At 68.6% G+C, this 23,072-nt stretch carries 20 protein-coding genes; 14 read left to right on the top strand and 6 right to left on the bottom strand.

Features of this window, described 5'->3' with window-relative positions:
- Window position 1: 1 nt before the first annotated feature.
- The 8 genes from sdhA (at window position 2) to zapE (ending at window position 11,521) form a co-directional block, all read left to right on the top strand.
- Entirely contained in the window at window positions 2–1,780 is a 1,779-nt protein-coding gene (gene sdhA, locus H566_RS0121240; RefSeq protein WP_028313018.1) for a succinate dehydrogenase flavoprotein subunit, read from the top strand.
- 16 nt (window positions 1,781–1,796) lie between these two features.
- Window positions 1,797–2,561, top strand: a complete 765-nt coding sequence (locus H566_RS0121235) for a succinate dehydrogenase iron-sulfur subunit (protein WP_051379122.1) — start codon at window positions 1,797–1,799, stop codon at window positions 2,559–2,561.
- Window positions 2,561–2,836 (top strand): FAD assembly factor SdhE, encoded by a 276-nt coding sequence (locus tag H566_RS0121230; RefSeq protein WP_028313016.1) that lies wholly within the window; start codon window positions 2,561–2,563, stop codon window positions 2,834–2,836. Before H566_RS0121235 ends, H566_RS0121230 begins: the two co-directional genes overlap by 1 nt.
- 88 nt (window positions 2,837–2,924) lie before the next feature.
- The gene (locus H566_RS0121225) at window positions 2,925–4,235 is read left to right on the top strand and encodes a citrate synthase (protein WP_028313015.1); all 1,311 of its coding nucleotides are present in this window, start codon (window positions 2,925–2,927) and stop codon (window positions 4,233–4,235) included.
- A 318-nt stretch (window positions 4,236–4,553) separates the two neighbouring features.
- Window positions 4,554–7,421 (top strand): 2-oxoglutarate dehydrogenase E1 component, encoded by a 2,868-nt coding sequence (locus tag H566_RS0121220; protein WP_028313014.1) that lies wholly within the window; start codon window positions 4,554–4,556, stop codon window positions 7,419–7,421.
- A 111-nt stretch (window positions 7,422–7,532) separates the two neighbouring features.
- A complete protein-coding gene (gene odhB, locus H566_RS0121215; RefSeq protein ID WP_028313013.1) occupies window positions 7,533–8,789 on the top strand; it encodes a 2-oxoglutarate dehydrogenase complex dihydrolipoyllysine-residue succinyltransferase in 1,257 nt (418 codons plus the stop codon).
- A 14-nt stretch (window positions 8,790–8,803) separates the two neighbouring features.
- On the top strand, window positions 8,804–10,231 hold the full coding sequence (lpdA, locus tag H566_RS0121210) for a dihydrolipoyl dehydrogenase (protein ID WP_028313012.1): 1,428 nt from the start codon (window positions 8,804–8,806) through the stop codon (window positions 10,229–10,231).
- A 168-nt stretch (window positions 10,232–10,399) separates the two neighbouring features.
- Window positions 10,400–11,521 (top strand): cell division protein ZapE, encoded by a 1,122-nt coding sequence (gene zapE, locus H566_RS0121205; RefSeq protein WP_028313011.1) that lies wholly within the window; start codon window positions 10,400–10,402, stop codon window positions 11,519–11,521.
- A 125-nt stretch (window positions 11,522–11,646) separates the two neighbouring features.
- Here zapE and H566_RS0121200 read toward each other — a convergent pair whose 3' ends face one another.
- A complete protein-coding gene (locus H566_RS0121200; protein ID WP_028313010.1) occupies window positions 11,647–12,873 on the bottom strand; it encodes an acetate/propionate family kinase in 1,227 nt (408 codons plus the stop codon).
- 86 nt (window positions 12,874–12,959) lie between these two features.
- The gene (locus H566_RS26885; protein WP_084545381.1) at window positions 12,960–14,435 is read right to left on the bottom strand and encodes a bifunctional enoyl-CoA hydratase/phosphate acetyltransferase; all 1,476 of its coding nucleotides are present in this window, start codon (window positions 14,433–14,435) and stop codon (window positions 12,960–12,962) included.
- Between the two features lie 390 nt (window positions 14,436–14,825).
- Between H566_RS26885 and H566_RS0121190 the strand changes: the two genes are divergently transcribed.
- Window positions 14,826–15,380, top strand: a complete 555-nt coding sequence (locus H566_RS0121190) for a cation efflux transmembrane domain-containing protein (RefSeq protein WP_245591434.1) — start codon at window positions 14,826–14,828, stop codon at window positions 15,378–15,380.
- Window positions 15,381–15,441: 61 nt separating this feature from the next.
- Here H566_RS0121190 and H566_RS0121185 read toward each other — a convergent pair whose 3' ends face one another.
- Complete coding sequence (locus H566_RS0121185; protein WP_028313008.1) at window positions 15,442–15,783, bottom strand: SMR family transporter; 342 nt, start codon at window positions 15,781–15,783, stop codon at window positions 15,442–15,444.
- The gene (locus H566_RS0121180) at window positions 15,780–16,019 is read right to left on the bottom strand and encodes a hypothetical protein (RefSeq protein WP_028313007.1); all 240 of its coding nucleotides are present in this window, start codon (window positions 16,017–16,019) and stop codon (window positions 15,780–15,782) included. The genes H566_RS0121185 and H566_RS0121180 overlap by 4 nt, the downstream gene beginning before the upstream one ends.
- Window positions 16,020–16,046: 27 nt before the next feature.
- Between H566_RS0121180 and ku the strand changes: the two genes are divergently transcribed.
- Complete coding sequence (gene ku / locus H566_RS26880) at window positions 16,047–16,910, top strand: non-homologous end joining protein Ku (protein ID WP_051379121.1); 864 nt, start codon at window positions 16,047–16,049, stop codon at window positions 16,908–16,910.
- On the opposite strand, the gene H566_RS0121170 is transcribed toward ku, so the two are convergent.
- Window positions 16,901–17,635 (bottom strand): hypothetical protein, encoded by a 735-nt coding sequence (locus tag H566_RS0121170; RefSeq protein ID WP_051379120.1) that lies wholly within the window; start codon window positions 17,633–17,635, stop codon window positions 16,901–16,903. The genes ku and H566_RS0121170 overlap by 10 nt on opposite strands.
- Before the next feature lie 198 nt (window positions 17,636–17,833).
- On the opposite strand from H566_RS0121170, the gene H566_RS27840 reads away from it, so the two are divergent.
- The 4 genes from H566_RS27840 to H566_RS0121145 all read left to right on the top strand — a co-directional run bounded on the left by H566_RS27840 (window position 17,834) and on the right by H566_RS0121145 (window position 20,736).
- Window positions 17,834–18,313, top strand: a complete 480-nt coding sequence (locus H566_RS27840; protein WP_051379119.1) for a hypothetical protein — start codon at window positions 17,834–17,836, stop codon at window positions 18,311–18,313.
- 122 nt (window positions 18,314–18,435) lie between these two features.
- Entirely contained in the window at window positions 18,436–18,966 is a 531-nt protein-coding gene (locus H566_RS26865; RefSeq protein ID WP_034412735.1) for a PEP-CTERM sorting domain-containing protein, read from the top strand.
- 92 nt (window positions 18,967–19,058) lie between these two features.
- A complete protein-coding gene (locus tag H566_RS0121150; protein WP_034412733.1) occupies window positions 19,059–19,856 on the top strand; it encodes an ABC transporter ATP-binding protein in 798 nt (265 codons plus the stop codon).
- A gap of 85 nt (window positions 19,857–19,941) precedes the next feature.
- Window positions 19,942–20,736, top strand: a complete 795-nt coding sequence (locus tag H566_RS0121145; protein ID WP_028313004.1) for an ABC transporter permease — start codon at window positions 19,942–19,944, stop codon at window positions 20,734–20,736.
- A 117-nt stretch (window positions 20,737–20,853) separates the two neighbouring features.
- On the opposite strand, the gene H566_RS30455 is transcribed toward H566_RS0121145, so the two are convergent.
- A partial coding sequence (locus H566_RS30455) for an MBG domain-containing protein (protein WP_281173155.1) occupies window positions 20,854–23,072 on the bottom strand: 2,219 nt, incomplete at its 5' end.

The following is a 23,072-nucleotide window of genomic DNA, read 5'->3' as shown; positions in this document are numbered from 1 at the left end:
AATGGCTTCTATCAAGTCGAATCTGCCGCGTCGTCGCTATGACGCCGTGATCGTCGGAGCCGGCGGCTCCGGCATGCGCTGCTCGCTGCAACTGGCCGAGGCCGGTCTGAACGTCGCGGTGCTCTCGAAGGTGTTCCCGACCCGTTCGCACACGGTTGCCGCCCAGGGTGGCATCGGCGCGTCGCTCGGCAACATGAGCGAGGACAACTGGTACTGGCACATGTTCGACACCGTCAAGGGTTCGGACTACCTCGGCGACCAGGATGCGATCGAGTTCATGTGTCGCCAGGCGCCGCACGTCGTGTACGAGCTCGAACACTTTGGCATGCCGTTCGACCGCAACTCCGACGGCACGATCTACCAGCGTCCGTTCGGCGGCCATACCGCCAACTTCGGCGAGAAGCCGGTCCAGCGCGCCTGCGCGGCTGCCGACCGCACCGGCCACGCCCTGCTGCACACGCTCTACCAGCGCAACGTCCGCGCGCGTACCCAGTTCTTCGTCGAGTGGATGGCGCTCGACCTGGTGCGCGACCAGGCCGGCGATGTCGTCGGCGTCGTGGCGCTCGAGATGGAAACCGGCGAGGTGATGATTCTCGAAGCGAAGGCGACGATCTTCGCGACCGGCGGCGCGGGCCGCATCTGGGCCGCGTCTACCAATGCCTTCATCAACACCGGCGACGGCATGGGCATGGCGGCGCGCGCCGGCATTCCGCTCGAAGACATGGAGTTCTGGCAGTTCCACCCGACCGGCGTGGCCGGCGCAGGCGTCCTCATCACCGAAGGCGTGCGCGGCGAGGGCGGCATCCTGCTGAACGACAAGGGCGAGCGCTTCATGGAGCGCTACGCGCCGACGCTGAAGGATCTGGCGCCGCGCGACTTCGTCTCGCGCTCGATGGACCAGGAAATCAAGGAAGGTCGCGGCTGCGGTCCCAACAAGGATCACGTGCTGCTCAAGCTCGACCACCTCGGTGCCGACACCATCCTCAAGCGCCTGCCATCGATCCGCGAGATCGCGCTCAAGTTCGCGAACGTCGACCCGATCAAGGAACCGATCCCGGTCGTGCCGACCATCCACTACCAGATGGGCGGCATCCCGACGAACTACTACGGTCAGGTCGTTGTGCCGAAGAACGGCAACCACGCGGAGGTCGTCAACGGCCTGTACGCGATCGGCGAATGCGCCTGCGTGTCGGTGCACGGCGCGAACCGCCTCGGCACGAACTCGCTGCTCGACCTGGTCGTGTTCGGTCGTGCCTCGGGCGATTTCATCGTCAAGCAGAACCTCAAGGACAAGGCTCACAAGGACCTGCCGGCCGATGCCGCCGACCTGCCGCTGTCGCGTCTCGCGCGCATCGACGGTTCGAGCTCGGGCGAGCGCGTCCAGGACGTCGCCAACCAGATCCGCAAGGACATGCAGGCGCATTGCGGCGTGTTCCGCAAGCAGGAACTGCTGGAAGAAGGCGTCAAGAAGATCCTCGAACTCGATAAGCGTCGCATGCACGTGCATGTGAAGGACAAGTCGAAGGTCTTCAACACTGCCCGTGTCGAAGCCCTCGAACTCGACAACCTCATCGAGACCGCCAAGGCCACGATCATCTCGGCCGAGGCGCGCCAGGAAAGCCGCGGCGCCCACGCTCGTGACGACTATCCCGAGCGCGACGATGCCAACTGGATCAAGCACTCGCTGTTCTATTCGGAAGGCAACCGTCTCGATTACAAGCCGGTCAACATGAAGCCGCTGACCGTCGAGACCTTCCAACCGAAGAAGCGCACTTTCTGAGCCAGAGGGACAGGACATGACCGCTACGAATCCCAGCGAACTCACGGCCGTCGGCTCCGCCGCCAGCACCAGCAAGCGCGTCGTGCGCTTCGAGATCTACCGCTACGACCCGGACAAGGACGAGCGTCCGTACATGCAGAAGCTAGAAGTCGAGCTGCTGCCGACGGACAAGATGCTTCTGGATGCGCTCACCCGCATCAAGTCCGATGTCGATGACAGCTTCGCCTACCGTCGTTCGTGCCGCGAAGGCGTGTGCGGCTCGGACGCGATGAACATCAACGGCAAGAACGGCCTCGCCTGCATTACGAACCTGCGCGAACTGCAGGAACCCATCGTGCTGAAGCCGTTGCCGGGCCTGCCCGTCATTCGCGACCTCATCGTCGACATGACGCAGTTCTTCAAGCAGTACCACTCGATCAAGCCCTACCTCATCAACAACGACCCGCCGCCCGAAAAGGAACGCTACCAGTCGCCCGAGGAGCGCGAAGAGATCGATGGCGTGTACGAGTGCATTCTCTGCGCCTGCTGCTCGACGTCCTGCCCGTCGTTCTGGTGGAACCCCGACAAGTTCGTCGGTCCCGCCGGCCTGCTCCAGGCCTACCGTTTCATCGCCGACAGCCGCGACCAGGCCACGAGCGAGCGTCTCGACAACCTCGAAGATCCGTATCGCCTGTTCCGTTGCCACACCATCATGAATTGCGTCGACGTCTGCCCGAAGGGTCTCAACCCGACGAAGGCGATCGGCAAGATCAAGGAACTGATGGTCCGGCGCGCGGTGTGATGACCACCTCGTTCGAGCATCAGGCCGATCCGCTCAAGCGCGCGCGTCTTCGCTGGCGCGCGCGCCGCGGTCTGCTCGAGAACGACCTGATCATCACGCGCTTTCTCGACCAACATGAATTGCAGCTGTCCGACGAGGACGTTGCCGTACTGAGCGAGCTGTTCGAGTTGCCCGACAACGAGCTTCTCGACCTGATTCTCGCGAGGCGCGAGCCCGAGGGGGGGCTTGACGCGCCGGCCGTGCACAGGGTGCTCGGCATGCTTCGCGCCGCCTGAGGCAGGCAGCGCAGAGGGCTGGCAGCGGTCCGCAATCGCCGGTTCGACGAGGCCCGGCATCGATGAAAGAAAACTAGGAGGGAGTTCCATGACGGCCGCCAATCAAAAGGCAACGCTTAGCTTTTCCGACGGATCGCCGTCGGTTGACTTTCCGATCCTCAAGGGCACGGTAGGCCCGGATGTCATCGATATCCGCAAGCTCTACGGCTCGACCGGCAAGTTCACGTTCGACCCTGGCTTCCTCTCCACCGCCTCGTGCCAGTCGGCCATCACCTACATCGATGGTGACAAGGGCGAGCTGCTGTATCGCGGCTACCCGATCGAGCAGCTCGCGACCAAGTGCGACTTCCTCGAAACCTGCTATCTGCTGCTGAACGGCGAACTGCCGAACGCGACCCAAAAGGACGACTTCGTTGCGCGTGTGACCCAGCACACGATGGTCAACGAGCAGATGCACTTCTTCCTGCGCGGCTTCCGTCGTGACGCCCACCCGATGGCCGTCCTGACCGGTCTCGTCGGTGCGATGTCGGCGTTCTACCCCGACTCGATGAACCTGAACGACGCGCATCAGCGCGAGATCTCGGCAATCCGCCTGATCGCCAAGCTGCCGACGCTCGTCGCGATGGCGTACAAGTACTCGATCGGCCAGCCGTTCATCTATCCGCACAACGACCTGTCGTACACCGCGAACTTCACCCGCATGATGTTTGCGACCCCGTGCGAGGAGTACAAGGTCAATGACGTTCTCGTGCGCGCCCTCGACCGCATCTTCATCCTGCACGCCGATCACGAGCAGAACGCCTCGACCTCGACCGTGCGCCTGTGCGCGTCGTCGGGCACGAACCCGTTCGCCGCGATTGCCGCTGGCGTTGCCTGCCTCTGGGGTCCGGCGCACGGTGGCGCGAACGAAGCCGCGCTGAACATGCTGTACGACATCCAGGCTCAGGGTGGCGTGGAAAAGATCGGCGAGTTCGTGGCCAAGGTGAAGGACAAGAACTCGGGCGTGCGCCTGATGGGCTTCGGCCATCGCGTGTACAAGAACTACGATCCGCGCGCCAAGCTGATGCGCGAGACCTGCCACGAAGTGCTCGGCGCCCTCGGTCTCGAGAACGATCCGCTGTTCAAGCTCGCCATGGCGCTCGAAAAGATCGCCCTCGAAGACGACTACTTCGTGCAGCGCAAGCTCTACCCGAACGTTGACTTCTATTCGGGCATCGTGCAGAAGGCGATCGGCATTCCGGTTTCGCTGTTCACGGCCATCTTCGCGCTCGCGCGCACGGTCGGCTGGATTGCCCAGCTGAACGAGATGATCACCGATCCGGAATACAAGATCGGCCGTCCGCGCCAGCTGTTCACGGGCGCGGTCACCCGCAACGTGCCGGATCTGTCGGCGCGCTGATCCTCGTGATCGTTCAGGGCCTCGTCGAGGCCTCTCAAAAGGCGGACTTCAAGTCCGCCTTTTTGTTTGGTGAACGCAACTCAGGGTTGATCCGTCAACCCGGTCCCGAAGTCGCTCGCGTGATGGTGCTAGCATCCGCGAACTCGAAACGCGCCGTCAGGACAAGCCCCAGTCCGGCCGGCGCTTCGTTGTCCGTACCGACGGTATGACCGGCGGCACGGATGGGCGACAGTCCGGCGTCAGTCAAGGCCAGCAGGCCGGCTGACGGTGCCGCGCTTTCGATATCCCGCATCCATCTTCGAGAAGCTCGAAGGAAAGGTGAACGTCATGATGAAGCAGTACCAGCTGAACTCTTACCTGTTCGGCGGCAACGCTCCGTATGTCGAAGAGTTGTACGAGGCCTATCTCGACAACCCGGCATCGGTCCCCGAAAACTGGCGTGAGTACTTCGACCGCATGCAGCTCGTTGCCGCGGCCGATGGCACCGAAAGCCGCGATGTCGCGCACGCCCCGGTGGTCGAATCCTTCGCACAGCGCGCCAAGGCCAATGCCTTCCTGCCGCGCGTCGCCGAACGCGACCTGAGCATTGCCCGCAAGCAGGTGGACGTGCAGTCCATCATTGCCGCTTACCGTTTCCTCGGCTCGCGTTGGGCCGACCTTGATCCGCTCAAGCGTCAGGAACGTCCGCGCATCCCCGAACTCGAACCCGGCTTCTACGACTTCAGCGAAGCCGACATGGACACGGTGTTCAGCGCCACGAACACCTACTTCACGACCGCCGAGCACATGACGCTGCGCGAGATCGTGGCGGCGCTGCGTGAGACCTACTGCGGCACGATCGGTGCCGAGTTCATGTACATCACCGATCCGGCGCAGAAGCGCTGGCTTCAGCAACGTCTCGAATCGACGCGCAGCAAGCCGTCGTTCGACGTGCAGACCAAGAAGGACATCCTCGAGCGCCTGACGGCCGCCGAGGGCCTCGAACGCTATCTGCACACCAAGTACGTCGGCCAGAAGCGCTTCTCGCTAGAAGGCGGCGAGAGCTTCATCGTATCGATGGACCAACTCGTCTCGCGCGCCGCGACGAAGGGCGTGCAGGAAATCGTCATCGGCATGGCCCACCGCGGCCGCCTGAACGTGCTCGTGAACATCCTCGGCAAGATGCCCAAGGATCTGTTCGCCGAATTCGAAGGCAAGCACGGCGACGATCTGCCGGCGGGTGACGTCAAGTACCACCAGGGTTTCTCGAGCGACGTGAGCACGCCGGTCGGTCCGATGCACCTGAGCCTCGCGTTCAACCCGTCGCACCTCGAAATCGTCAACCCCGTGGTCGAAGGTTCGGCGATGGCTCGCCAGGACCGTCGCGGCGACGAGAAGGGCGACCAGGTCCTGCCGGTGCTCGTGCACGGTGACGCGGCTTTTGCCGGTCAAGGTGTGGTCATGGAAACGCTCAACCTCGCGCAGACGCGCGGCTACGGTACGGGCGGCACGATCCATCTCGTCATCAACAATCAGATCGGCTTCACGACCTCCGATCCGCGCGACTCGCGTTCGACGCTGTACTGCTCGGACGTGGTCAAGATGATCGAGGCGCCGGTGCTGCACGTGAATGGCGACGATCCCGAAGCCGTCGCCTACGCGACCCAGATCGCCGTGGACTTCCGCGCGGAGTTCCACAAGGACATCGTCATCGACATCGTGTGCTTCCGTAAGCTCGGCCACAACGAGCAGGACACGCCGGCCGTCACCCAGCCGCTGATGTACAAGAAGATCAGCCAGCACCCGGGCACGCGCCGCCTTTACGGCGACAAGCTCGTGGCCCAGAAGCTGATGGCCGACGCCGATGTCGAGCAGTACGTGAAGGACTACCGCGCCGCGATGGACGAAGGCAAGCGCACGTCCGATCCGGTGCTGTCGAACTACAAGCGCCAGTACTCGGTCGACTGGATGCCCTTCCTGAACCGCAAGTGGACGGATGCCGCCGACACCGGCGTGCCGCTGGCCGAACTCAAGCGGATCGGCGAGCGCATCACGACCATCCCCGAGACGATGAAGCTGCATCCGCTGGTCGAGAAGGTCGTCGCCGACCGTCGCTCGATGGCCGAAGGCAAGCTCGCGCTCGACTGGGGCATGGGCGAACACCTCGGTTTCGCGACGCTCGTGGCCTCGGGCTACGCGGTGCGTCTGTCGGGTCAGGATTGCGGTCGCGGCACCTTCACGCACCGCCACGCCGTGCTGCATGACCAGAGCCGCGAGCGCTGGGATTCGGGCTCGTACATCCCGTTGCAGAACGTCACCGAAAAGCAGGCTCCGTTCACGGTCATCGACTCCGTGCTGTCGGAAGAGGCGGTGCTCGGCTTCGAGTACGGCTACGCGACCGCCGAGCCGAACACGCTCGTGATCTGGGAAGCCCAGTTCGGCGACTTCGCCAACGGTGCCCAGGTCGTGATCGACCAGTTCATCAGCTCGGGCGAAGTGAAGTGGGGCCGTGTGAACGGCCTGACGCTCATGCTGCCGCACGGCTACGAAGGCCAGGGTCCGGAGCACAGCTCGGCCCGCCTCGAACGCTTCCTGCAGCTTTGCGCCGACAACAACATGCAGGTCTGCCAGCCGACCACCCCGGCCCAGATCTTCCATCTGCTGCGTCGCCAGATGATCCGGCTGTTCCGCAAGCCGCTGGTCATCATGACCCCGAAGTCTCTGCTCCGTAACAAGGAAGCCGTGTCTTCGCTCCAGGACCTGGCCAAGGGTTCGTTCCAGACCGTCATCCCCGAAGTCTCGGCGGATATCGACGCGAACAAGGTCAAGCGCGTTGTCGCGTGCTCGGGCAAGGTCTACTACGACCTCGTTGCCTCGCGCCGCGAGCGTTCGGCCGATGACGTCGCGATCCTGCGTGTCGAGCAGCTCTATCCCTTCCCGCACAAGGCCTTCTCGGCCGAGCTAAAGAAGTACCCGAACCTCACCGAGGTCGTGTGGGCGCAGGACGAGCCGCAGAACCAGGGCGCGTGGTTCCAGATCCAGCACAACCTGCTGGAGAACATGGACGCAGGCCAGAAGCTCGGCTACGCGGGTCGCCCCGCGTCGGCCTCGCCGGCGGTCGGCTACTACGCCAAGCACAACGAGCAACTGAAGGCGCTCCTCGACGCAGCTTTCGGCAAGCTCAAGGGCTTCGTCATCAACAAGTAATTCCCGTCACGCTCGCGTGACGGTTGATATGCGCGACGAGCAAGCGGCGCAGGACGCCGCTTGCCCGCGCGACCGCACGACGGGCGCCAAAGAACTCCAGGAGCAATCCAAATGGCACTCGTAGAAGTCAAGGTCCCCCAGCTGTCGGAATCGGTTGCGGAGGCGACCCTCCTCCAGTGGAAGAAGAAGGTTGGCGAAGCTGTTGCCGCCGATGAAATCCTCATCGAAGTCGAGACCGACAAGGTCGTGCTCGAAGTCCCGGCCCCGAGCGCCGGCGTCATCGTCGAGATCACCCAGGCCGATGGCGCGACCGTCGTCGCCGACCAGCTGATCGCGAAGATCGACACCGAAGCCACCGCCGGCGCTGCCGCGCCTGTGCCGGCCGCTGCGGCCCCGGCGCCCGCTGCCGCCGCGCCGACGCCTGCCGCTGCGGCTCCGGCCGCCGCCGTGTCGAACGCCATGCCTGCCGCCGCCAAGCTGATCGCCGAAGGTGCGACCACGCCCGCGACTGGCACCGGCCGTGACGGCCGCGTCACCAAGGGCGACGTGATCGCCGCCGGCAAGGCGCCCGCGCCTGCCGCCGCGCCGTCGAGCATCCCCGCGCCCAAGACCGGCGCCGCGCTGCCCGTCGTCGCGCCCCCGCTGGGCCCGGACGCCGGCCTCGAAGGCCGTCCGGAACAGCGCGTGCCGATGAGCCGCCTGCGTGCCCGTATCGCCGAGCGTCTGCTGCAATCGCAGGCCTCGAACGCGATCCTGACCACCTTCAACGAAGTGAACATGGCCCCGGTCATGGCGCTGCGCAAGAAGTACCAGGAGCAGTTCGAGAAGGAACACGGCGTCAAGCTCGGCTTCATGAGCTTCTTCGTGAAGGCCGCGGTGCATGCGCTCAAGAAGTATCCGGTCCTGAACGCCTCGGTCGATGGCACCGACATCGTCTATCACGGTTACTTCGACATCGGCATCGCCGTCGGCTCGCCGCGCGGCCTCGTGGTGCCGATCATCCGCAACGCCGACCAGCTCACGTTCGCGGAAATCGAGAAGAAGATCGCCGAGTTCGGCCAGAAGGCGAAGGACGGCAAGCTCAGCCTCGAAGAGCTCACCGGCGGCACGTTCTCGATCTCGAACGGGGGCACCTTCGGCTCGATGCTGTCGACCCCGATCATCAACCCGCCGCAGTCGGCCATCCTCGGCGTGCACGCCACGAAGGACCGCGCGGTGGTCGAGAACGGTCAGGTCGTGGTGCGTCCGATGAACTACCTCGCGATGTCGTATGACCACCGGATCATCGACGGCCGCGAAGCGGTGCTGGGTCTCGTGGCGATGAAGGACGCGCTGGAAGATCCGTCGCGCCTGCTGTTCGGCATCTGAGCGAGGACGACGACATGGCACAGCAATTCGACGTCGTCGTCATCGGCGCGGGCCCCGGCGGCTACGTCGCCGCGATCCGCGCGGCGCAGCTCGGCCTCAAGGTCGCCTGCGTCGACGCCTGGAAGAACGCCAGGGGCGGTCCCGCCCCCGGCGGCACCTGCACGAACGTGGGCTGCATCCCCTCGAAGGCCCTGCTGCAAAGCTCGGAGCACTTCGAGCACGCGGCCCACGGCTTTGCCGAGCACGGCATCTCGCTGGACAACCTGTCGATGGATGTCCCGAAGATGATCGCCCGCAAGGACGCGGTGGTCGACCAGAACAACCAGGGCATCCTCTTCCTGTTCCGCAAGAACAAGGTGACCTTCTTCCACGGCCTCGCGTCGTTCGTGAAGACGGGCGCCGAAGGCACCGAGATCAAGGTCACGGGCGCCAAGGAAGAAGACCTGATCGCGAAGAACGTGATCGTCGCGACCGGCTCGAACGCGCGCGCGCTGCCGCTCGCCGCCTTCGATGAAGAGAAGGTCCTGTCGAACGACGGCGCGCTGCGCGTCGGCGCGGTGCCGGCCAAGCTCGGCATCATCGGCGCGGGCGTCATCGGCCTCGAAATGGGCAGCGTCTGGCGCCGTCTCGGCGCCGACGTGACGGTGCTCGAAGGCCTGCCCAACTTCCTCGCCGCGGTCGACGAGGAAGTCGCGAAGGAAGCGCACAAGCAGCTGACCAAGCAGGGCCTGAAGATCGAGCTCGGCGTGCAGATCAGCGAAGTCAAGACGGACGGCGAGGGCGTGACCATCGCCTACGCCAACGCCAAGGGCGAAGCCCAGACGCTGGCCGTCGACAAGCTCATCGTCTCGATCGGCCGCGTGGCCAACACCAACGGCCTCAACGGCGAAGCCGTCGGCCTGCCGCTCGACGAGCGTGGCTTCATCGTCGTCGATGAAGACTGCAAGACCAGCGTCCCGGGCATCTGGGCGGTGGGCGACGTGGTTCGCGGCCCGATGCTCGCGCACAAGGCCGAGGAAGAGGGCGTCGCGGTTGCCGAGCGCATCGCGGGCAAGCACGGCCATGTCAACTTCAACACGATTCCCTGGGTCATCTACACGAGCCCGGAAATCGCGTGGGTCGGCAAGACCGAGCAGCAGCTCAAGACCGAAGGCGTGAAGTACAAGGCCGGCAAGTTCCCGTTCCTGGCCAACGGCCGTGCGCGGGCGCTGGGCGACACGACGGGCTTCGTCAAGTTCCTGGCCGATGCCGAGACCGACGAGATCCTCGGCGTGCACATGATCGGCCCGATGGTGTCCGAGCTGATCTCGGAAGGCGTGGTCGCGATGGAGTTCAAGGCCTCGTCGGAAGACATCGGCATGATCTGCCACGCCCACCCGTCGCTGTCCGAGTCCACCAAGGAAGCCGCGCTCGCCGTCCTCGGTCGCACGCTCAACTTCTGATCGGCGCGCTCGCCCTCGCGGCGACCGGCCGTCGGCCCGACAGCAGTCGGGCGCGGCGGCGGGCGCCGGACCGGCGACGATCCGCATCAGCACAGCAGGTGCGGCCGAGCGGGGCCGCGCATGGCAAAGGGGCGCTTCGGCGCCCCTTCCTCATTACAACGGCCGAAGATGGACAGCTCCTCCTCCACGACGCCTCACGACGTCAGCAGCTATTACGCCGACGCGCTCGGCCGTCGCGGCTTCAAGCCCGACGATGCCCAGAAGCGCGCGGTCGCCCGGCTCCAGCAGGCCTACGAAGAATGGGTCGCCTACAAGCATCAGCGGCGCAACGCCTTCCTCAAGATGGTGAGTCGGCCGGCGCTGCCGCGCGCGATCTACTTCTGGGGCGGCGTCGGGCGCGGCAAAAGCTTCCTCATGGATGCCTTTTATTCGGTGGTGCCGGTCGTGCGCAAGACGCGGCTGCACTTCCACGAGTTCATGCGCGAGGTGCATCGGCAGCTCGACGAACTCAAGGGCATGGCCGACCCGCTCGACGAGGTGGCCAGGCGCATCGCGCGCAAGTACCGGCTTATCTGCTTCGATGAATTCCACGTGAGCGACATCGCCGATGCGATGATCCTCTACCGTCTGCTCGACCAGCTGTTCGCGAACGGCGTGACCTTCGTGATGACCTCGAACTACGAGCCGTCCACGCTCTATCCGGACGGGCTGCACCGCGACCGCATCCTGCCCGCGATCGAGATCATCAGGCAGCGCTTCGACATCCTGAACGTCGACAGTGGCGTGGACTACCGCCAGCGCGCGCTGGAGCAGGTTGACGTCTACCTCACGCCGCTCGGCGCCGACACCGACGAGAAGCTGCGCCAGGCCTTTTCGCGCATTGCCGAGGCGTCGGATGAAAGCCCGATCCTGCACATCGAGCACCGCGAGCTGCGTTCGCTGCGGCGCGCGGGCGGCGTGGTCTGGTTCGACTTCCACACGCTGTGCGGCGGGCCGCGTTCGCAGAACGACTATCTCGAAATCGCCTCGCAGTTCCACACCGTCATTTTGTCGGGCGTGCCGCGCATGACGCCCGCGATGCAGAGCGAGGCGCGCCGCTTCACCTGGCTCATCGACGTGTTCTACGACCAGCGCGTGAAGCTGATCATGAGCGCCGAGGTCGTGCCCGAGGAGCTGTACACCGAGGGTCGCATGGCCAACGAGTTCACCCGCACGGTGAGCCGCATCGTCGAGATGCAGAGCAAGGAGTATCTGGAGCAGCCCCGGCGCGGGAGCCAGGCGGCGGGCTGAACGCGGGGCGACCTGTCGGCTGTGCCCCGGCCCGACGCACATCGGGCCGGCGGCCGCGTGTCCGGCTGGGCAGGGGCGGGTTGCCGACGTCAACGGCAACCCGACACTCGCCGCCAAACCCGCCTTCAGGATGAAGCTTTGACCAGCTCGGCGTGATGCACGCGCAGCGCCGGCAGCGCATGGCGGGCGATCATCACTTCCTCATCGGTCGGGATGCAGGCGACGGCCACCGCGCTGCCCGCCGCGTCCAGCCGCAGTTGCCCGGCGGCGTTGGCCTCGGCATCGAGCTTCACGCCGAGCCAGCCGCAGGCCGCCGACACCCGCTCGCGCACCGGCGCCGCATGCTCGCCGATGCCCGCCGTGAACACGAGCGCATCCAGCCCGCCCAGTGCCGCCGCGAGCGAGCCGATCTCGCGCGCGATGCGATAGCAGAACAGCTCCACCGCCTCGGCAGCCTCGGGCGCGTCGCTGGCGAGCAGCGTGCGCATGTCGGCGCTGATGCCCGACACGCCGAGCAGCCCCGACTCCTTGTAGAGCAGCCTGGAGATGCGCGCTGAATCCATCTTCTCGGTGTCGAGCAGATAGAGCAGCACGCCCGGATCGATGGCGCCGGTGCGCGTGCCCATCATCAGGCCGTCGAGCGCCGAGAAGCCCATCGTCGAGGCGACGCTGCGGCGGCCGTGCAGCGCGCACAGGCTCGCGCCGTTGCCAAGGTGGGCGACGATCACGCGGCCATCCGCGCGCTCGCCGAGCAGCTCGGGCAGGCGGCCCGCGATGTACTCGTAGCTCAGGCCGTGAAAACCGTAGCGGCGCACGCCGGCCGCCTCGAAGCGGCGCGGCAGCGCGAAGCGTTGCGCGACCGCCGGCTGGCTGCGGTGGAAGGCGGTGTCGAAGCAGGCGATCTGGATCGCGTCCGGCTCGATGCGGCCGAGGGCGCGGATCGCGTCGAGGTTGTGCGGCTGGTGCAGCGGCGCGAGCGGCACGTAGCGGTCGAGTTCGGCGAGCACCGCGTCGTCCACCACGACCGGCGCGGCGTGCGTCGGTCCGCCGTGCACGACGCGATGGCCGATCGCCTCGATGGCGAAGCCGACCTCGTGCTCGCCGATCCACGCGAGCAGTGCGGCGAGCGCCGTGTCATAGGCGGTGTCGAGCGAGGCGGCCGGGTCGTGGGGCAGGGCGTCATCGGCGAGCTTGCGGCCGGCCGCGTCCTTCGCGACGAGATGCGGCGCGCCGCCGATGCCTTCGAGCTGGCCGTGCAGCGCGGCCGGCTCGCGCAGGTCGTGCCCGTCGGTCTGGAACACCGCGAACTTCACGCTCGACGAACCGGCGTTGATGACGAGGATGGCGGGCACGTCGCCGCCGGCCGTCGCGGCGATCACGGGCGGGGCGGCTGCATCGGCCGGGCGGCGCGCCGCCTCGCCGGGCAGGGCGCCGCCGCTCATTCCACGCTCCCGTCCAGTGCCGCCTGCGGCACAGCGCTCAGGCTCGCGCCCGCGCGGCCGAGGCCGCCGGCGCCGCCCTTGCCGGCGCGCGCGAGCAGCAGCGCGAGCACGCAGGACGCAAGCCGCGTCTCGGCATCGTCGGCGCGGCTCGTGAGCACGATCGGCACCTTGGCGCCGAGCACGATGCCGGCGGCCTGGGCGTCGGCGAGGTATTCGAGCTGCTTGGCGAGCATGTTGCCGCTCTCCAGGTCGGGCACGAGCAGGATGTCGGCCTCGCCCGCGACCGGCGAGACGATGCCCTTGGTCTTCGCCGCCGCCGCCGAGATCGCGTTGTCGAAGGCGAGCGGCCCGTCGAGCACCGCGCCCGCGATCTGGCCGCGGTCGGCCATCTTGCACAGCGCCGCGGCGTCGAGCGTGGCGCGCATCTTCGGGTTGACGGTCTCGACCGCCGCGAGGATCGCGGCCTTGGGCGTGGCGATGCCGAGCGCGCGCGCGAGGTCGATCGCGTTGCGCAGGATGTCGGCCTTGTCTTCCAGCGTCGGCTCGATGTTGATTGCGGCATCGGTGATGAGCAGCCGGCGCGGATAGGTCGGCACATCCATCACGAACACATGGCTCAGGCGGCGCGCGGTGCGCAGGCCGGTGTCGTGGGCGACGACGGCGTGCATGAGTTCGTCGGTATGCAGGCTGCCCTTCATGAGCGCCTCGGCGCGGCCCGCGCGCACCAGCGCCACGGCCTGCTCGGCGGCGGCATGGCTGTGCGGCACGTCGATGCACTCGATGCCGTCGAGGCTCAGGCCGGCGGCCGCCGCCACCTCGCGCAGCTTGCCGAGCGGCGCCACGAGGATCGGCAGCACCAGCCCGGCCTCCGCCGCGTCGAGCGCGCCCTTGAGCGATTCGGTGTCGCAGGGATGGGCGACCGCGATGCTCACCGGCGCCAGCCCGCGCCCGAGGCCCACGAGCGCCGCGAGCCGCGCGTGCCTGTCGTTGACGATCAGGTCGGGCACGGGCCAGCGCGGGCGGCTGATGCGCTCGGTCGGCGCCTTGACCTCGGCCTCGCCGGTGATGACCGGCTCGCCGTTCTGGTTGCTGCATTCGCAGTCGAACACGATGCGGTGGCCGCGCTCGACCTTCTCCTTGGCCGTGAGCTTGACGGTGAGCACGTCGCCGATGTGCACCGGCCGCAGAAAGTGCAGCGACTGGCCGGTGTAGATCGTGCCCGGGCCGGGAAACTCGGTGCCGAGCAGCGCCGAGATCAGCGCCGCGCCCCACATGCCGTGGGCGATGACCTCGTGGAACACGCTCGCCTTGGCGTATTCGGCGTCGAGGTGGGCAGGGTTCACGTCGCCCGACATCGCGGCGAACACGCGGATGTCGTCGGCGGTGAGGGTGCGAACCAGGGTGGCGGTGTCGCCGACGGCGATCTCGTCCCAGGTGCGGTTGGTGATGAGGTCGGTGCTGCGGATGTCCATGCTGTTCTCCGGAGGAGCGGGGGCTGCGGCGGTCGCCTGCGGGCTGCCCGATTGCGCACAAGCCTGCCAGTACGTCGCCGCATGCGGTCTTTCGTTGAGGATTGTGCTTCGCAGCATGTTTGTCCGAATGACAGTCTTGCGTCGCGGGCGTTTCTCCTTGAGCGGGCGCAAAAACGGGGAACGTCGGCTCGCGTGGGCCGGACCGGCGGCGCGGTTGCCGTTGCCCATGCTCAAAAAAGAGCCGCGGCGGCGCGCTGACGCCGGGCGTGGCGCCTTCCCGGCTAGCATCCGCGCGTTTCACTCAACTTCTTGCGGGAGATGGCAGTGTCGGGATGCGGCAATGGCGGCTGCGGCTGCGGATTCGAGGCGCGTGATCGGGAACAGACGTCGGTGCTGCGCAAGCTGCTGGCGATCAACGCGGTGATGTTCTTCGTCGAGGGCGGGCTGGGCTGGATCGCGGGCTCGACCGCGCTGCTGGCCGATTCGCTCGACATGGCGGCCGACGCGATGGTGTACGGCGTGTCGCTCTACGCCGTCGGCCGCACGCTGGAGCACAAGCGGCGTGCGGCGCTGCTGAGCGGCGTGGTCGAGCTGGCGCTCGGATTGGGCGTGCTGATGCAGGTGGCGCAGCGCGCGCTGTTCGGCGCCGAGCCCGAGTCACTGCTGATGATGGGCGTCGGGCTGCTGGCGCTGATCGCCAACGTGGCCTGCCTCAGGTTGCTGAGCCGGCACCGCGATGGCGAGGTCCACATGAAGGCGAGCTGGATCTTCTCCAAGAACGACGTGATCGCGAACGTGGGCGTGATCGCGGGCGGGCTGCTGGTGATGCTGACCGGCTCGCGCTGGCCCGACCTCGTCATCGGCGCGGTGATCGGAGTGATCGTGCTGCGCGGCGGGCTCTACATCCTGCGCACGTCGATGACGGGGCCGGCGCGCGCGGCTTGACGGTACGGTGGCCGGCGGGCGCCGTCGCCTCCCGTTCGCGTCACGGCCCGACGCCGTCGTCTCAGTGCGACACCGATTTCGAAAACAGATTGATCACCACCACGCCCGCCACGATCAGCCCGAGGCCGGCCAGCGCCGGCAGGTCGAGCGCCTGGCGGTACCAGATCCAGCTCACCGCGGTGATCAGCACCACGCCCGCGCCCGACCACACCGCATAGACGATGCCCGTCGGCAGCACGCGCAGCGTGAGGCTCAGCAGCACGAAGGCGATGCCGTAGCCGACGACGACGATCACGCTCGGCCACAGGCGCGTGAAGCCGTCCGAGGCCTTGAGCGCCGTGGTAGCGATGACCTCGGCGACGATCGCGAAGCCGAGGAGGAGATAGGTCTGGGCGAGGCTCATGCGGCGGTTCCGGCGAAGGTGCCCGGGCCAGCCGCCATGCGACAGGCGATGGCGGCGACACCGGGCGGAACGAGGTCCGCGCCATCTTGCCGGCCCGGCGGCGGCGGCGCATGGCCGGCGGCGTCGCCAACCGGTCTGCCGGCGTCAGGCGTGGCGGCCGCGCTGTCGGCGCGCTCCCACGACGCTGACAAAGCGTTGCCGCTCGGCGCGGCGGCCGGCGCGAGGCTCGCGGCCATGTCCGTCTGAACGCAAGCGAGCCCGCCATGCCCCATGTCCTCTGGAAAGGCGCGATCACCTTCGGCCTGGTCCATATCCCCGTGCGCATGCACACCGGCGCCGGCCGCGACGGCGTGGACTTCGAGTGGGTGGACTCGCGCGACATGCAGCCCATCGGCTACCGCCGCATCAACAAGGCCAGCGGCCGCGTCGTGCCGGCATCGGCCGTGGCACGCGCGGTGCCGATGGCGGACGGCGGCCATGTGCTCGTGACCGACGAGGAGATCGCCGCGCTGCGGCCGAACCGCGAGCGCGCCATCGAGATCACCGGCTTTGTCGAGGTCGAGGCGATCGGGCCGGAGTTCTTCGAGACGCCGTATGTGCTCGCGCCCCAGCGCGGCGCCGACAAGGTGTACGCCCTGCTGCGCGAGACGCTTGCGCGCAGCGGGCTGGTCGGTCTCGCGCGCATCGTGCTCCAGACCCGCGAGCACCTCGCCGCGCTGCTGGTGCGCGGTCCGGCGCTCGTCCTCAACACGCTGCGCTGGCCGGCCGAGTTGCGCGACTTCAGCGAGATGCGCTTTCCGCCGGAAGACGCGCGCAAGGCCGGCATCAAGCCCGCCGAACTTCAGATGGCCGACCGCCTCGTGCAGCAGATGCGCACCGGCTGGCAGCCGGCCGAGCATCACGACGACTACCGCGAGGCGCTGCTCGCGCTGGTCGAGCGCAAGCGGCGGGGTGGCGAGCCCCGGGCGCTCGTCGCCGCGCCCGCGCCGCCGCCCGGCGACGAGCCGCCACCCGACGCGGATGCGCTCGCCGACCTGCTCCGGCGCAGCCTCGACGCGCCAGCGGCCGGGCCGACGCCGCCGGGCGCTGAGCGGTCGCGGCGCCGGGCGGCCGCCGCTCAGCGGTGATTGGCCGGCGGCACCGACCCGTCCTGCCCCAGGTTGCCGTCGATCGACGACGGCCCCTGACCGCCGATGGCCGTCGGCGCGATGCCGGGGAGAACCGGCGGCTCGCTGCCGTCGCCCATGCCCTTGCCCGATGACGGCTCGTTGCCTTGCGGCGACGGTTGCGCCGCCGCGCCGCTGCCCGAGGGCACGCCGGCGCCGCCGACCGAGGCCGGATCGGTGATGGTGGCGGCCTGGTCGCCCTCGCCACGGAGGATCGTTCCGGCGCTGCCCGCGCCGCTCGCGCCCGAGCCGGCACCGTCGCTGCTGTTGGCGTCGCGGCTGACGACGGCGCTTGTCGAGCCGATGCCGGGCGCGGCTGCGCGCGGCGCGTCATGCGCGGGAGCGGCGAGGTCCTCGCTCGGCCGCGGCTCGGGATGGCCGCCGAGGCTGCTGGCGTTGGCACCGCCGCCGGTCGCGGCGGCTTCGGCACCGTCGTCGCCGCCCGCCGAGCCGGCGTTCGTATTGCCGGCGCCGGCCGGGCCGGCATCGCCAGTGCCGCCCACGCTCGTGCGTGGCTCATGCGGCGCGCTCGGCGGCTGGCCGGCCGCCTCGGCTTCCTCGACCGCGCCTTCGGGCCGCGACGCATGGCCCGCGCCGGTGCTGAAGCCCTCCCAGCCGCCGGTGCCGGCGGGATCGATGTCGGTGCCCTTGCCGGGGCGACTTGCCGCGCTGCGGAAGGTTTCCATGGCCTTGCTCCTGATGCCTTGGCCGACGCGGAATGCATCGGCGCATTGCCTCATGCTGGCCGCCGGCCGGACGCGGCGGCAGCGGCGCGACGGAGGCCTGCATGTCGGTCGGGGCTGGCAAGCGTTGTCGATCCCGATGGGCGGACGGCCACGACGGTGGTCAAATCCGCGCCGCCTCCATTCCTCTCCTTCGCCGCCATGCCCAAGCCGCTCCGCCGTCCGCTGCTCGCCGCCGTCATCACCGTGCTCGCCTGCGCCGTGCTCCCCGCCGCCCATGCCGACACGCTCTGGAAATGGAGCTTCACCGGCAAGGGCGTGACCGCGCGCGGCGTGCTCACCACCGCCGACGCGGGCGACGCCCAGGGCTTCCACCGCATCACCAGCATCGAGGGCAGGCGCAACGGCGAGGAGATCGCCGCGCTGTTCCCGGCCGGCAGCGCCATCCCGGGCAACGAGGGCTATCCGGTCGACAACCTCATCCGCTACGACGAGGGCGGCATGCTCACCATCCTCGGCCTCGGCTACTGCCTCAAGTCAGGCGCCTGCGCCAATGTGTTCTACGACCTCAAGCGCACGCCGGCCGTGTACCAGGAGATGTCGTCCAGGGCCGGGAAGATGGCCGAGACCGAGGGCATCTTCACCGCCGCACCCGTGGTGGAACGGGCCGGCTCGCGCTGACGCCGGTACGCGCCGCCCGGCGTCGATATTCCCGCCGATGCCGGCCGTGGTCTGGCTGGTCCGGCTCCTTCGGACGCGCCGCCGGCGCGTCCCGTCAACCCGTCGAGAAGAAAGCCAAGCCCATGACCCATCCGCTTCGTCGTCTGTCCCTTGCCCTGGCGCTTGTCGCCGGTATCGCCGCCGCGCCCGCCGCCCGGGCCGCCACCTGGAGCTGGAGCTACACCGGCGCCGGCATCAGCGCCGGCGGCAGCCTCGACGTTTCCGACACTGCCGACGCCAGCGGCTTTCACGAGATCCTCGGCATCACCGGCGAGCGCAATGGCGTCGCCATCACCGGCCTGTGGCCGAGTGGCTCGGCCATCCCCGGCAACGAGCCCTTCGCGCTCGACAACGTCATCCGCCTCGGCAGCGACGGCCAGATCACGGTGCACGGCTTCGGCTACTCGCTGGCGTCGGGCGCCTACGCCAATCCCTACTGGGCCGACTTCCTCGCGCCGCCGGTCTACCAGGAGGTCTACACCGTCGGCACGACCTTCGTCAGCGAGCTGCCGGTGGTGTTCAGCGCGTCGCCGGTGCCCGAGCCGGAAGCCGGCGGGATGATCGCGCTCGGCATCGGGCTGGTCGCGCTGCTGCGCCGCCGTCTGCGCGGTTGAGCGGGGGGCGTTCGTCGGTCGCCTGACGGTGGCCCGCGCGGCGGGCACATGGCTTGCCTGCGTCCCGCCATCGTCTCCGCAGCCCATCGCCCATGCCCTTCGATTCCTCCGATACCTCGCCGCCCGTGCTCTCGGCCCAGCGCGTCGAGAAGACCTATCCCAACGGCACGCAGGCGCTCGAAGCGCTCAAGCTCGACATCCGGCGCGGCGAGTTCGTCTCGCTGCTCGGGCCGTCGGGCTGCGGCAAGAGCACGCTGCTGCGCATGTTCGCCGGGCTGGAAACGCCCTCGGCCGGCCATCTGCGCTGGTGGAACGAACCGGCGCCGCCGCGCAACAGCGAGGGCCGGCGGCTGGCGATGGTGTTCCAGGAGGCGACGCTCATGCCCTGGGCCGACGTGGCCGCCAACGTGCGCCTGCCGCTCGATCTCGCCGGCATGCCGAAGGCCGAGGCGCAGCCGCGTGTCGATCACGCGCTCGATCTGGTCGGCCTCGGCCGCTTCCACCGCAGCCGCCCGCGCGAGCTGTCGGGCGGCATGCAGATGCGCGCCTCCATCGCGCGCGCGCTCGCCACGGGCCCGAACCTGCTGCTCATGGACGAGCCCTTCGGCGCCCTCGACGAGTTCACGCGCAACAAGCTCGACGGGGATCTGCGCGCGCTGTGGCGGCGCGAGGACCTGACGGTCGTGTTCGTCACCCACAGCATCTACGAGGCGGTGTTCCTCTCGACCAAGGTGGTCGTGATGGCCGCGCGCCCGGGCCGCGTGATCGCCGAGATCGACATCGACGGCCCCGACGAGCGCGGCGAGGACTGGCGGGTTTCCGAACCCTTCCTGCGCCATTGCCAGCGGCTGTCGGCGCTGCTCACCGAGGCGCATGCCGACGAGGCCTGAGCGAGCGTCCCCGCCACCCGCGCCGCGCCCGCCATTGCCCGACCCAAGCCCGCCTGAACCGTCATCCGGCACCGAAGCCATCGCCATGAAGCAACCGCTGCTCTCCCATCCCGCCGCGCTGCGCGTGCTCGCGCCCGTCGTCGTCGGCCTCGTGTTCGTCACCGCGTGGCAATGGGCCTGCGGCTTCTTCGAGATTCCGATCTATCTCGTGCCGACGCCGCTCAAGGTGCTGCAAACGCTTGCAGCCAACTGGAGCAGCCTGCTCGGCGCGCTCGCGGTGACGATGAAGATCACGCTGCTCGCCTTCGCCACCGCGATCGTCGCGGGCGTGCTGTTCGCCTTCCTGCTCGTGCAGAGCCGCGTGATCGAGGCCAGCCTCTTCCCCTACGCGATCCTGTTGCAGGTCACGCCCATCGTGGCGATCGCGCCGCTGATCATCATCTGGGTCAAGGAGCCCACGCCGGCGCTCGTGCTGTGCGCGGTGCTCGTCTGCCTGTTCCCGATCATCTCCAACACGGTGCTGGGGCTGCGCAGCGTGAATCCGGGGCTGCTCAACCTGTTCAGGCTCAACCGCGCGACGCGCTGGCAGACGCTGGTGCGGCTGCGCATCCCGAGCGCGCTGCCGTATTTCTTCGCGGGCTTGCGCATCTCGTCGGGGCTTGCGCTGATCGGCGCGGTGGTGGCGGAGTTCGTGGCCGGTACCGGCGGGACGAGCGCGGGGCTGGCCTACCAGATCCTCCAGGCCGGCTTCCAGCTCGACATCCCGCTGATGTTCGCGGCGCTGCTGCTGATCGCGCTCGCGGGCGTGGCGCTGTTCGTGGTGATGAGCTGGCTGTCGCGGCTCGCGCTGCGCGGCTGGCACGAAAGCGAGCTGGGCTGAGCGGTCTGCCGTTCCTGGCGGACCGGCGCGGGCGGGTTCGGCCCGTCCCGCGCCGCCGCCGCCCGTCAGGACCGGCCCGACGGCGACCGGAGCGGTCGCCGTCGGGGCCCTCCGGCATCAGCGGGCGCCGATGCCGAGGTTGAGGCGCGTGGTCGCGGTCTGGCCGGCCTCGGTCGTGGCGGTGACCACGATGTCGAGCGGCTGGCTCTCGCCGCGCGGCGGCGTGCCCTTGAGCGCGCCGGTGTCGGCATCGATCGTGAGCCACTTCGGCAGCGGCTTGCCGTCGGCGAGCGTGGCGCTGTAGCTCACGTTCGTCTCGGTCGGCCGCTGGAAGGCCGCCGCCGCCGGGAAGTTGACCGGCTCGCCCGGCATGACGACCAGCTCGGTCGTCGCGCGCAGGGTCACCAGTCGGCCGCTGCCGCCGGAAGCGCTGTTGCCGCTGGCGCCGGCGGAGGCTGCGCCGGAAGCATTGCCGGCCGCCTTGCTGTCGCTGGCCGTGCCGTTGACGCTGCTGCCGGAGCCGGAGCCGGAGCCGGAGCCGGAGCCGGAGCCGGAGCCGGAGCCGGAGCCGGAGCCGGAGCCGTTGCCGTTGCCGTTGCCGTTGCCGTTGCCGTTGCCGGCGCCAGCCGAGCCCGTGTTGCCGGCCTCGCCGGTGCCGCTCGTGTTGCCGGGATTGCCGGTGGCGCTGGCGGAGTTGCTGCCCAGGCTGCCGGCCGAGCCGTCAGTGGAGCTGCTGCCTTCGCTGCCACCGCCATTTCCGCCGTTGGCCGCACCCATGCCACGCGTGCCGCCCGCGGCACCCGAACCGGCCGCGCCGGTCGAGCCAGCCGCGCCGGTCGAGCCGCCACCGTTGGCGCCCACGCCGTTCGTGGTACCGAGACCTTCGGAACCATCCTGGCCGCCGGTGGCCCCGGTGCCGCCGGAGTTGCCCGTGTCGGCTCCGGTGCCGCCAAGCCCGCCGCCTTGGCGCACGTTGCCGCTGGCGCCGCCGATTCCGTCACCGCCAGTGCCACTGGCGCCGCCGAGTCCGCCGGTGCCGGCCGAACCGCTGCCGCCGAAGCCGCTGCCGCCAAGCCCGCCAGCACCGAAGCCGCCAGTGCCACTGGCGCCACCGAATCCGCTCTCGGCTCCGCCGCCCGCCAGACCGCCGCCCACGACGGTCAGGCTGCCCGGTGCGCCGAAGCTGCCGTTCGCCGGACTGTTGCCGCCCGGAGCTGCCGGTGCCGGCAGCGTCGTCGGCAGGGCGCCGGTGCGCGTCGTGGCGCTGGTGTTCGCCGTCTGGTTCACGAGGGTTTCGGCGTTGACGTTCACGGCTGGCTTCACGGTGAGGGTGCCGTCCACGTAGGTCAGCGCGTAGTTGTCGGCACTGCCGTTGCTCGCGACGATCACGTAGTTGCCCGGAGGCACGGCCGCGCCGGTCGGCGCGCTGAGCTGCACGCCGGACACGACCGCGATCGTGTCGTTGTAGCGCAGCTGGCTCGGGTCGTAGCGCCAGGTCAGCAGCGGATCGCGCTCGCCAGCGGTGCGCGACTGGTCGTCGGCGGTGATGGTCAGCGCGGCCTTGTCGACGGTGAGCGTGCCGTTGACGTAGCTCAGCACGTAGTTGGACGCGAGGCCGCTGCCGACGGTGATGGTGTGCGTGCCTGCGGTCGCGGCCGCGCCGGTGGCGGTGCTCAGCTGGACGCCGCTGACGACCGAGGCCGTATCGGTGTAGCGCAGCTGGCTCGCATCGACTGTGTAGCCGAGCGTGGGATCGGCGTCACCATAGGTCTTGCGACCGTCGTTGGCGGTGACCGTCAGCGCCGCCTTGTCGACGGTGAGGGTGCCGTTGACATAGCTGAGCGTGTAGTTCGAGGCCGCGCCGTTCGCGGCGGTGATCGTGTGCGTGCCGGCGGTGGCGGCCGCGCCGGTGGCGGTGCTCATCTGGACGCCGCTCACGACGGAAGCCGTGTCGGTGTAGCGCAGCTGCGAGGCATCGACCGTGTAGCCCAGCGTCGGGTCCGTGTCGCCATAGGTCTTGCGACCGTCATTGGCGGTGATCGTGAGCGCGGCCTTGTCGACGGTGAGGGTGCCGTTCACATAGGTCAGCGCGTAGTTGTCGGCCAGGCCGCTGCTCGCGGTGATCGCATGCGTGCCTGCGGTGGCGGCCGCGCCGGTGACGGTTGCCACCTGCACGCCCGAGACGACCGAAGCCGTGTCGGTGTAGCGCAGCTGGCTCGCGTCGATCGTGTAGCCGAGCGTGGGATCGGCATCACCATAGGTCTTGCGACCGTCGTTGGCGGTGACGGTGAGCGCGGCCTTGTCGACGGTGAGGGTGCCGTTGACGTAGCTGAGCG

This window comes from Derxia gummosa DSM 723, assembly GCF_000482785.1.
GTDB lineage: Bacteria > Pseudomonadota > Gammaproteobacteria > Burkholderiales > Burkholderiaceae_E > Derxia > Derxia gummosa.
The sequence above is the reverse complement of the archived record's forward strand: the minus strand, read 5'-3'. Positions and strand labels throughout refer to the sequence as shown.

Bases quoted from the DNA above. Each gene is read 5' to 3' on its own strand.
- H566_RS0121185 (WP_028313008.1), bottom strand. From the start codon at position 15,783: ATGAGCCTCGCCCAGACCTATCTCCTCCTCGGCTTCGCGATCGTCGCC.
- H566_RS27840 (WP_051379119.1), top strand. From the start codon at position 17,834: ATGCCCAAGCCGCTCCGCCGTCCGCTGCTCGCCGCCGTCATCACCGTG.
- zapE (WP_028313011.1), top strand. From the start codon at position 10,400: ATGGACAGCTCCTCCTCCACGACGCCTCACGACGTCAGCAGCTATTAC.
- lpdA (WP_028313012.1), top strand. From the start codon at position 8,804: ATGGCACAGCAATTCGACGTCGTCGTCATCGGCGCGGGCCCCGGCGGC.
- H566_RS26885 (WP_084545381.1), bottom strand. From the start codon at position 14,435: ATGGACATCCGCAGCACCGACCTCATCACCAACCGCACCTGGGACGAG.
- H566_RS0121170 (WP_051379120.1), bottom strand. From the start codon at position 17,635: ATGGAAACCTTCCGCAGCGCGGCAAGTCGCCCCGGCAAGGGCACCGAC.
- H566_RS26865 (WP_034412735.1), top strand. From the start codon at position 18,436: ATGACCCATCCGCTTCGTCGTCTGTCCCTTGCCCTGGCGCTTGTCGCC.
- sdhA (WP_028313018.1), top strand. From the start codon at position 2: ATGGCTTCTATCAAGTCGAATCTGCCGCGTCGTCGCTATGACGCCGTG.
- ku (WP_051379121.1), top strand. From the start codon at position 16,047: ATGCCCCATGTCCTCTGGAAAGGCGCGATCACCTTCGGCCTGGTCCAT.
- H566_RS0121150 (WP_034412733.1), top strand. From the start codon at position 19,059: ATGCCCTTCGATTCCTCCGATACCTCGCCGCCCGTGCTCTCGGCCCAG.
- H566_RS0121230 (WP_028313016.1), top strand. From the start codon at position 2,561: ATGACCACCTCGTTCGAGCATCAGGCCGATCCGCTCAAGCGCGCGCGT.
- H566_RS0121225 (WP_028313015.1), top strand. From the start codon at position 2,925: ATGACGGCCGCCAATCAAAAGGCAACGCTTAGCTTTTCCGACGGATCG.
- H566_RS0121145 (WP_028313004.1), top strand. From the start codon at position 19,942: ATGAAGCAACCGCTGCTCTCCCATCCCGCCGCGCTGCGCGTGCTCGCG.
- H566_RS0121180 (WP_028313007.1), bottom strand. From the start codon at position 16,019: ATGGCCGCGAGCCTCGCGCCGGCCGCCGCGCCGAGCGGCAACGCTTTG.
- odhB (WP_028313013.1), top strand. From the start codon at position 7,533: ATGGCACTCGTAGAAGTCAAGGTCCCCCAGCTGTCGGAATCGGTTGCG.
- H566_RS0121235 (WP_051379122.1), top strand. From the start codon at position 1,797: ATGACCGCTACGAATCCCAGCGAACTCACGGCCGTCGGCTCCGCCGCC.